We start from the raw sequence: 9,320 nt of genomic DNA on the forward strand, positions 1-9,320 counted from the left end.
GTGACTTGAGTGCACAGGAGCCGCTGTCGTCTCCGCCTGTCCACAGGCGCCCCCGTCCCCTGGCGGAAGGCTCCGGCCGGATGCACCCTGGGGGCATGCAGGTCTCCCTCATCACCGACCTCGGTGCGATCATCGAGGAATGCGCACGAGTCGCCGAGAGCATCGGCATCGCCCTGAAAGTCCTGCCCCCGGACTCCGGCGGCTGGCAGAACTCCTCCCTCATTCTCCTCGGCGAGGACGTCAGGGAAGCGCCGGCAGCGGATCGGGCCGATCGGATCCTCGTCGTCCTCGACGGAGACGAACCGAACTCGGCGTGGAAGCGTGCGGCCCACCTCGGCGTCGAACAGCTGGCAGTGCTGCCCTCGGCGGCCGAATGGCTGAGCCAGCGGATGATCGCGGCTGTCGAGCCGCCCGTGGCGCCCGGGACGACGGTGGGAGTCATCGCCGGCTGCGGCGGTGCCGGCGCGTCGGTCCTCTCCTGCGCGCTCGCCCGGCGGGCCGGACCCAACACGGTCCTCGTCGACGCCGACCCCCTCGGAGGCGGGCTCGACCTCGTGCTCGGAGCGGAACAGGTGCCCGGCCCCAGATGGTCGGACCTCAGCTCCTCCCGCGGGCAGTTGCGGCCTTCGACGCTCAGCGATGCCCTGCCTCGACACGAGGGACTGGCCATCCTGTCCTGGGGCCGCGGAGACACGCTCGACCTCGACCCGGACGTGTTCGACGACTTCCTCGCCGCTGCCGGACAGGCGTTCGACCTCGTCATCGTCGACCTGCCCCGCCACGCGCCCCCGCAGTGGACCAGGCGCTGCCATCACGTCCTCCTTGTCGCCCCCGCGCGAGTCCGTTCGGCCGTGGCCGCCTCGCAGGTCGCGAAGCGATTGTCCCAATCCCATCCCGACGTCCGTCTCGTCGTCAGGGAGACCGGACCCGGCGGTCTCGACGCCCAGCTGCTGGCCGACTCCATCGGCCTCGGGCTGGCCGGCAGCATCCGCGACGACCGCGGCCTCTCCGCAGCCGTCGATCGAGGGGAGGGCATCCCCGGCGGTGCCAGGCTGGGTCGGCTCGTCGATCGGCTCCTGGGGGAGTGGGCCCCATGAGCGAATGGCTCGACGCCTCGCTGGTCGCGGAGGTCCGCAAGACCCTGCTCGACGACCCCGGCCCCATCACCACGGCCGCCGTCGCCGAGGCGGTGCAGCGGACCGGCCGGGTGCTCGGCTCCAGTGCGCTGCTCGAACTCGTCACCCGACTGTCCGCGCAGCTGTCCGGGGCGGGGCCCCTGCAGTCCGTGCTCGAAGTGCCCGGGACCACCGACGTGTTCGTCAACGGACCGCGCGAGATCTTCGCCGACACCGGCGACGGTCCCGTGCCGCTCGATCTGTCCCTGGGGTCGGAGGACGATGTCCGATCCTTGGCCGTGCGCCTGGCCGCCCTCGGCGGTCGCCGGCTTGATGACTCCAGCCCGTTCGTCGACGTGCGCCTGCCCGATGGCGTGCGCATGAACGCGGTCGTCCCACCCATCTCCGGTGAGAACACGATCATCTCCTTCCGCGTGCCCCGCCGCTCGGGCTTCACGTTCGACGATCTGAGCGGGGACTTCATTCCCGCGGACGTGGCGGAACTCCTCACCGAGGCGGTCCGGTCCCGGGCGAACATCCTCATCTCCGGCGGCACCGGAACCGGCAAGACCGTCCTCCTCGGCGCACTGCTGGGACTGGTCGCTGAGGACCAGCGGATCGTCATCGTCGAGGACTCCCGCGAGCTCATCGTCGGTCACCCGCACGTGGTGCAGCTGGCAGCCCGACAGTCCAATGTCGAAGGCGGCGGCGAGGTGACACTGACCGACCTCGTCCGCAACGCACTGCGCATGCGACCCGACCGCCTCGTCGTCGGTGAGTGCCGGGGAGCCGAAGTCCGTGACATGCTCACCGCGCTCAACACCGGCCACGAGGGCGGCTGCGCGACCATCCACGCGAACACCGCCGAGGCGGTGCCGAGTCGTCTGGCCGCCCTCGGCGCCCTCGCCGACATGAAGCCGCAGGCGGTGCACTCACAGATGGCGACCGCCATCGACCTGGTCATCCACCTGCGCAGGACGGGCGCCGTCCGCGGCATGACCGAGCTGGCGATTCCGACCAGGGAGACTCCCGAGACGGTGGTGATGGAACCGGTGTGGGGCAGAGCCTCGGCGCAGACCGAGGGAACATTCAATCGGCGCGCGCTCGCACGATTGGAAGCCGTGCTGGACCAGAAGACGGCATGATGGTCCTCGCCATCGCGGTGCTCGTGGCGCTCGCCGTTGTGCTCAGCTCCCCGGTCGATCCGCGGGCGCGGCTGCGGGAGCTGCTCCCGCACCGAGGTGACGGAGACGAGAGCGACCGGTCGGGTTCCGGGCGCGGCCGAGCGAAATCCCCCGCCGGCCGGGCCGACCCCGAACGGGAGAGGCTGTGGGCGATCTCCGCCGTCGAGAACTGCGCCCACCTGCTCAAGGTCGGGATGACCCCGCAGGCGGTGATGGCGACGCTGAGCCGCCAGAACATGCAGCTCCGGCCGATCTCCCGGGCGATCGCTCTGGGTGAGGACCCCGGCCGCGCGATCGCGACCCGCCACGACGGACTGTCGAGAGTCGCCGCCGAGGTGTTCGCCGGGATGGCAGCCGTGTGGACGGTCTCCGAACGGTCGGGAGCCCCGGCTGCCGACATGATCCTCCGGTATGCGGCCGCGCAGAGGGATGCCCTCGACGCCGACCGTGAACGGCGGATCGCGATGGCCGGGCCGCGGGCGACCGTTCGCGTGCTCAGCTGGCTGCCGCTGCTCGGAATGGGGCTGGGTCTGCTCATCGGGGTGGAGCCGATCGACCTCGTCACGGGCCTGCCAGGTCGCCTGAGCGTCGCCGCCGGGATCGTCCTCTACATCCTCGGACGGCTGTGGATGAAGCGGATGATGCTGCAGGCGCAGCGATGAATGCAGGTGCAGCGATGAATGCAGGTGCTGCGATGGATGCAGGAGGAGGGGCGCACTGATGGTTGCGATACTCGTCGGAGCATTCGTGGCCGCGGCAGTCCTGCTGTGGTCGGGCACCTCTGCTGGGCGTCTGTCGAAACTCCTCGCGGACGCCGAGGCGAAGGGGTCGGGCGTGTTGTCCCGGTCGGGAACGAACGGCCGGGGCATCGAGATGACGTCCGAGTCCGCGGTGTCCGACGAACAGTTAGCCTTCGATCTCGATCTGGTCGCCATCTGCCTCACCTCCGGACTTCCCATCCCGGTCGCACTCACCCTCACCGCGGGGGCGACGGGCGACCGGTCGGGGTTCGAGAGGATGGCACGCGTCCTGTCGATCGGCGGACAGGAGCTGTCCGATGATGACCGCCTGCTTCCGGTGCTCGAGGTGTTCGAGTTCTCCGAACGCACCGGCGTCGGCCCGGCACCGCTGATCGAAGCAGTGTCCAAGGAGCTCCGTGATTCCTCCCGCCGGCGACGACAGGAAGCGGCGGCCGCTCTGGGCGTCAAGCTCGTCGTTCCCCTGGGACTGTGCATCCTCCCGGCCTTCCTCCTGCTCTCGGTCGTACCGGTCGTGATCTCGCTGCTGAGCGATCTGACTTCCGTGTTCTTCTGACGTGGACCTTTGTCTCAGGAGTCTCGCCGGCACGCATTGGTAGGGTCGGGTCATGGCACCGATCCCTCCCTTCAACCAGCTCTCCGACGTCGAACAAGCCGTCGACTATGCCGAGAATCTCTTCGTCGGCCGCTACGTCCGCCTCCGTGCACTGCGCGAAGACGACCTGCCCTACCTCGAACAGTGGTGGTTCGATCCATCGATCGTCGTCCTGCAGAACACCACTGTCCTGCCCTGGCCGGAGGGCGGGGTGTCGGAGCAGTTCCAGCAGTGGAGCGCGAACAGGGACACCAGCTCGGTCGGTTTCAGCATCGAGCTGACCGAGACCGAGGAGTTCGTCGGACATGTGACTCTCTTCGGTCGCAATCCCATCAACCAGTCCGCGACATTGGCGATCATCGTCGGCCCGGAGTTCCACGGGCGCGGATACGGCTCGGACGCCGTGCGGCTCGCGATCCGCTACGGCTTCCTGCAACTGGGACTCAACCGGATCGAACTGCAGACGTGGGCTTTCAACGCACGCGGAATCGCCTCCTATAAGAAGGCCGGATTCGTCGAGGAAGGGCGCCGTCGGGAGGCCGTGTTCTTCAACGGTCGTCGCCACGACGAGGTGATGATGGCGATCCTCAGGGACGATTGGGCCGGCAACCGCTGACTCGTCCTTCTTCGTCGGGGGACACACCTTCCACTCATGCTCGATCACCCTGTGAACTGTCGACCTGTTTCCACAGGGCCGAAGCCGAGGCTCGACGGCGATGCGATCCTGCCTCCACTCTGAGAATCAGTCCGCAGACTGCGGGCGACCGTCTCACAAGGAGCAGGCAATGACCGCATTCACATTCGACCCGAACCTCGACGAGGACCCCATGGGTTCCGGCGACGAACCGACGGCCTTCGACGACGACCAGTACTCCGCCCCGTGGCCGCCGATGGTCCGTGACGACGAACCCTGGGGTCCTGACGCCGGTGCGACCACTGCCGAGTATGCGATCACCACCTTGGCAGCGTGCGGGTTCGCCGCACTGCTCGTCGTCGTTCTCAAATCCGAGCCGATCAGGGAACTCGTCACCGGCGTCATCCAGACCGCGCTCGGCCTCGGAAGCTGACATGCGCATCGGATGCCCTTGTGAGCCACGACGAGCGGGACGGCGCCGGGGCCACGACGAGGGGACGGCGACCGCCGAATTCGCCGTCGTCATGCCCGCGGTCGTGTTCCTCCTCGTCGTGCTCACAGGGGCAGCCGCGATCGGCTTCACCCAGCTGCGGGCGTTCGACGCGGCTCGCTCGGCCGCCCGTGAGATCGCCCGTGGCGAACCTCCCGCCGCGGTGATCGCCGAGGCGAAGAAGCACGCAGGCGAAGCCTCCGACGTGGTGATCAGCAGGGAAGGCGGATACTCGACGGTGCGGGTGAGCATCCGTCTGCCCTCGCTGATCGTCTTCATGGACGAAGTCGATGCTGCGGCGATCGCCCGCACCGAGGGCGACCGAACACCAGTGTCGATGCCATGACCTCCATCGTCGTCGGGCTGTGCTCATTGCTCATCGTCCTGGTCACGGCGATCGGCGGACTGACCCAGGCCTTCGTCGCCCACAGCACAGCGCAGAACGCGGCAGACCTCGGTGCGCTTGCCGCCGCCGATGCGGTGCGCGGACTCGCGACCGGCGATCCCTGCGAAGTCGCGAAGGATGTGGCCGGGCGCAACGGCGCGACAGTGCGGGACTGCCGGGCCTCGACGTCGGAGCAGAGCGCCTTCGTCGAGGTGGAGGTCGATATTCCCGGCCCGCTGCCGAAAGTGAGGGAGAAGGCCGTCGCGGGCAGGTAGTTGCTGCCCGGCACCCGGTCAGGGCGTCGCGGCCGACCCTGCTGGGGCGCTGCCAGTCGGGCGCTGCTAGTCGAGCACTGCGCGCAGCAGCCTCAGGGCTGCCGCCTTCTCCAGCGGCTCATTGCCGTTTCCGCATTTGGGCGACTGCACGCAGGACGGGCATCCGTCGATGCATTCGCAGGCGGCGATGGCGTCCCGGGTGGCTCCCAACCAGTCCTCGATGACCTCACTGCCGCGCTCGGCGAATCCCGCCCCACCGGCGAGCCCGTCGTAGACGAACACTGTCGCCATCCCGGTGTCGGCGTGCATCGCCGTCGAGACGCCGCCGATGTCCCAGCGGTCGCAGCCGGCGAACAGGGGGAGCAACCCGATCGACGCATGCTCGGCCGCATGGACGGCTCCGGGCAGATCCGCTCGGAGGATCTCCGCTTCATCGAGCAGTGACTGCGGGATCGTCCACCATACGGCTGTGGTCTGCAGCGTCATCTCCGGCAGATCGAGTTCGTGTTCGGCGATGATCGCGCCGCCGCGCTTCGACCGCATCCGATAGCCGACGACGTGGTCCTTGACGTCGACGGTGCCGCTGCATACTGCGACCCCGGAGGGCAGAACCCGCTGCTGGTCGGTGGACACGATCTCGATCTCGGTCAGCGATCTGGCCTGAGTCGTGTAGTCGACCTCGGCCCGTTCGACGAGCACGACATGATCGTCGAGATCGAGCTCGAGCACGGTGAAGTCCGTCCCCTGGTGCGTGTAGACGGCTCCGGGGTGGGCTCCCGTGTGCGCCCCCGATTCGTCGACCGTGCCCAGCAATGTCCCAGTGCTCGCCTCCACCAGTCGGAACTGCCCACCTCCGCTGCCCCTGATGTCGGAGAGGTCGGTGGCCGGGATGTCCTTCGCCCAGAACCAGCCGGCGGGGCGTGCACGCAGGAGCCGACGGTCGACGAGGTCGGCGATCACCTCGGCGGAGTTGTCGGGGAAGTGCACGAGCTCGGCTCTGGTCAGAGGCACCTCGGCGGCGGCCGCGCACAGGTGCCCGCTGAGCACATAGGGATTCCCGGGATGGATCACGCCGGCGTCGACGGGGGCGTCGAAGATGACTTCGGGATGGTGGACGACATAGGTGTCGAGCGGGTCGTCGCGGGCGATGAACACCGCCATCCACCGCTGACCCGAGCGCCCGGCCCGCCCGGCCTGCTGCCACAGGGAGGCGAGAGTCCCGGGCCAGCCGGAGATGATGACGAGGTCGAGTCCGGAGATGTCGATCCCCAGCTCCAGGGCGTTCGTCGAGGCGACAGCGAGCAGACGACCCGAGCGCAGCGCCGACTCCAGGAGGCGACGCTCCTCGGCCAGATAGCCGCCCCGGTAGGCCGCGACCTTGTCCTGCAAGGACCCGTCGACCTGACCGACTTGGTCGCGAACAGTTGAAGCGAGAGCCTCGGCCCCGCGGCGAGAGGCGATGAAAGCGATCGATCGGTAGCCGGCGCACATCGCGTCGGTGAGGACGTCGGCCGCCTCGACCAATCCGCTGCGCCTGTCCCCACCGGGAGACACCGGAGGCTCCCACAGGGCGAAGGCCCCGGCCGCGCGCGGCGAGGAGTCCTCGCTGACCGCGTGGGCCTCACGACCGGTGAGCTTCGAGAAGGCGACCTCCGGATGCGCCATCGTCGCCGAGGCTCCGATCACGACCGGGTTCGCTCCGTAATGGGCGGCGATGCGCAGCAGTCGGCGCACGATCAGAGCCACGTGCGAACCGAACACCCCGCGATAGCGATGGGCCTCGTCGATGACGATGTAGCGCAGCGACTTGAACAGACGTGCGAACCGCTGGTGCTGCGGCAGGATCCCGCGGTGGAGCATGTCGGGATTGGTGAAGACGACGTTCGCGTGTCTGCGCGCCCAGTCCTTCGACGCCTGTGAGGTGTCGCCGTCATAGGTCGCCGGCCGCACCCCTCGGACGATGAGCTTCTCCAGCTTGGTCAGCTGATCGGCGGCCAGCGCTTTGGTGGGGGAGATGTAGATCGCCGAGGCGGTGCGCAGCGTGTCACGGGTGGATTGGACGGATTCGAGGATCGGCAGCCAGAAGCCCAATGACTTGCCCGAAGCGGTCGGAGTCGCGATGACGACGTCCGATCCCGCCCGTGCGGTCTCGGCGGCTTCGACCTGGTGTCGCCATGGGAGGTCGACTCCGATGGCATGGCAGGCGTGCCGGAGTTCCTCATCGACCCACTCGGGCCACTCCGACTCGTGCTCGATTCGCTGTGGAACATCGTGCACGTGGACGATCCGGTCGTCCCTGACACCGAAGCCGGTGACGATGTCGAGGAGGGCCGAAGAAGTCATGCTCTCAATTATGTCGCAGCGACCATGAGCGGCTGCACAGCCCGGCGGAGGCGGAATCGATAGGATCGCGATGTGACTGATCATGGCGAGACCGCAGCGAACCAGGCCCATGGCACTCCGCACGAGGCCCACAGCACTCCACACGAAGCTCTCGGTGCTCTGTCCGAGACGCTGGGGGCGAGGCTCTACAGCGCCGGATACACCGAACCGCGGCTTCGCCAGTTCTGGGGCGGCGCTGTCTCCGACGCCCTGGTGCGGAACAATGCGGCGCCCGCGATCCACCACTGCAGGAAGGTGTTTGCGAGCGGCCAGACGCTCGCGACCGGAGAGCCGGCTGCCGCCGCTGACCTGGCTGCGGGCGCTGACCTGGCGGCGATCGCGCTGCTCTTCCATTTCCACCAGGACGTCGCCGCCGAGGTGGTCCGCCGCGCGCTGGGCGACGAGGCCTTCGCCGCAGCAGTGGATGCCGGACTCATCGAGCTCGGAGAGGACAGCTCCGGAGACGCCGGAGCGGTCGTGACGGCCCCGTGCGCGCTCACTCCCTACGACCTGCCCGTCGGCGTCCCACGCGGGTTCCGCCCGGGTGACGAGAACCTCTACCTCATCAGCGACCACGGCACTCTCGTCGACCCGGACGTGCTCGAAGGCGATTTCGTCCTCGGTCTCGGTGGTGCCGGGCGCACCCTCGTCTCCCTGACTCCACGGGATCGCGTGGGGCTGGCCGCCGACATCGGCACCGGCTGCGGAATCCAGGCACTGCTGCTCGCCCGTCATGCCGATCGGGTGATCGCCACCGACGTCTCCACCCGTGCGCTGCGGCTGGCCGAGCTCAGTGCCCGGCTCAACGGAGTCGACACCATCGAATTCCGGTCCGGCTCTCTGCTCGAACCCCTGTCCGAGAGAGTGGACCTGCTCGTGTCGAACCCGCCATTCGTGATCACCCCGCGAATCGCCTCCGACCAACCGAACGGACCGGCGGTCCCCGACTTCGAATACCGCGACGGAGGGATGACGGGCGATGCCCTGGTGCGCTCACTCTTCACAGCCATCCCCGAAGTGCTGGCGCCGGGCGGCCGGAGCGTATGCCTGGGCAACTGGGAGCTGAGCGACGAGGACGCGGCAGCATCGGCGGGCCCCGAAACCTGGGTCGCCGATCCCGACACCTCGGTGCTCGTCATCGAACGTGAGGTCCTCGACCTCATCGCCTACGCCGAGACCTGGATCCGGGACGGAGGGGTGACACGGGCGAGCCTCCAATGGAACCAGGCGACGGCGGCGTGGATCGATGACTTCGCGTCGAGGGATGTCACCGGGATCGTCTTCGGCTATGTCCTCATGCAGAGGGTCGAGGGGCAGGGGATCGATAACGATTTCCGAACATTTGCCGACAGTGCGACTTGTTCTTCACCGGTGATGCCGAGCACCGACGCCACGTTCAAGGCCAAGGTCAGGACCACCTCGGCGCCGGCGAACAACGCACACGGGATCGGGGCGTTCGTGCAGACGATCTTCGAACTGCGGTCCTGGCTCCAAGGCGTCGA

At 68.3% G+C, this 9,320-nt stretch carries 10 protein-coding genes; 9 read left to right on the forward strand and 1 reads right to left on the reverse strand.

Annotated features, from left to right (window positions below):
• Positions 1 to 95 precede the first annotated feature (95 nt).
• The 8 genes from ssd (at position 96) to RIT73_RS11565 (ending at position 5,436) form a co-directional block, all read left to right on the forward strand.
• Positions 96 to 1,097: a septum site-determining protein Ssd gene (ssd, locus tag RIT73_RS11530; protein ID WP_309132222.1), complete on the forward strand. Its 1,002-nt coding sequence runs from the start codon at positions 96 to 98 to the stop codon at positions 1,095 to 1,097.
• A complete protein-coding gene (locus tag RIT73_RS11535) occupies positions 1,094 to 2,260 on the forward strand; it encodes a TadA family conjugal transfer-associated ATPase (RefSeq protein WP_309132223.1) in 1,167 nt (388 codons plus the stop codon). The genes ssd and RIT73_RS11535 overlap by 4 nt, the downstream gene beginning before the upstream one ends.
• Positions 2,257 to 2,961, forward strand: coding sequence for a type II secretion system F family protein (locus RIT73_RS11540; RefSeq protein WP_309132224.1), 705 nt, complete (start codon positions 2,257 to 2,259; stop codon positions 2,959 to 2,961). Before RIT73_RS11535 ends, RIT73_RS11540 begins: the two co-directional genes overlap by 4 nt.
• A gap of 58 nt (positions 2,962 to 3,019) precedes the next feature.
• A complete protein-coding gene (locus RIT73_RS11545; RefSeq protein WP_309132225.1) occupies positions 3,020 to 3,613 on the forward strand; it encodes a type II secretion system F family protein in 594 nt (197 codons plus the stop codon).
• A gap of 52 nt (positions 3,614 to 3,665) precedes the next feature.
• Entirely contained in the window at positions 3,666 to 4,268 is a 603-nt protein-coding gene (locus tag RIT73_RS11550) for a GNAT family protein (protein WP_309132226.1), read from the forward strand.
• Positions 4,269 to 4,437: 169 nt separating this feature from the next.
• Positions 4,438 to 4,719 carry a DUF4244 domain-containing protein gene (locus tag RIT73_RS11555; RefSeq protein ID WP_309132227.1) on the forward strand — a complete coding sequence of 94 codons (282 nt, stop codon included), beginning with the start codon at positions 4,438 to 4,440 and terminating at the stop codon, positions 4,717 to 4,719.
• Position 4,720: 1 nt separating this feature from the next.
• Positions 4,721 to 5,122, forward strand: coding sequence for a pilus assembly protein (locus RIT73_RS11560; RefSeq protein ID WP_309132228.1), 402 nt, complete (start codon positions 4,721 to 4,723; stop codon positions 5,120 to 5,122).
• A complete protein-coding gene (locus RIT73_RS11565) occupies positions 5,119 to 5,436 on the forward strand; it encodes an Rv3654c family TadE-like protein (RefSeq protein WP_309132229.1) in 318 nt (105 codons plus the stop codon). The genes RIT73_RS11560 and RIT73_RS11565 overlap by 4 nt, the downstream gene beginning before the upstream one ends.
• Before the next feature lie 66 nt (positions 5,437 to 5,502).
• On the opposite strand, the gene RIT73_RS11570 is transcribed toward RIT73_RS11565, so the two are convergent.
• Positions 5,503 to 7,779 (reverse strand): DEAD/DEAH box helicase, encoded by a 2,277-nt coding sequence (locus RIT73_RS11570; RefSeq protein ID WP_309132230.1) that lies wholly within the window; start codon positions 7,777 to 7,779, stop codon positions 5,503 to 5,505.
• A gap of 72 nt (positions 7,780 to 7,851) precedes the next feature.
• Between RIT73_RS11570 and RIT73_RS11575 the strand changes: the two genes are divergently transcribed.
• Positions 7,852 to 9,320: class I SAM-dependent methyltransferase (locus tag RIT73_RS11575; RefSeq protein WP_309132231.1), on the forward strand; the 1,469-nt coding region annotated here is incomplete at its 3' end.

It is taken from the genome of Brevibacterium sp. (assembly GCF_031179145.1).
GTDB lineage: Bacteria > Actinomycetota > Actinomycetes > Actinomycetales > Brevibacteriaceae > Brevibacterium.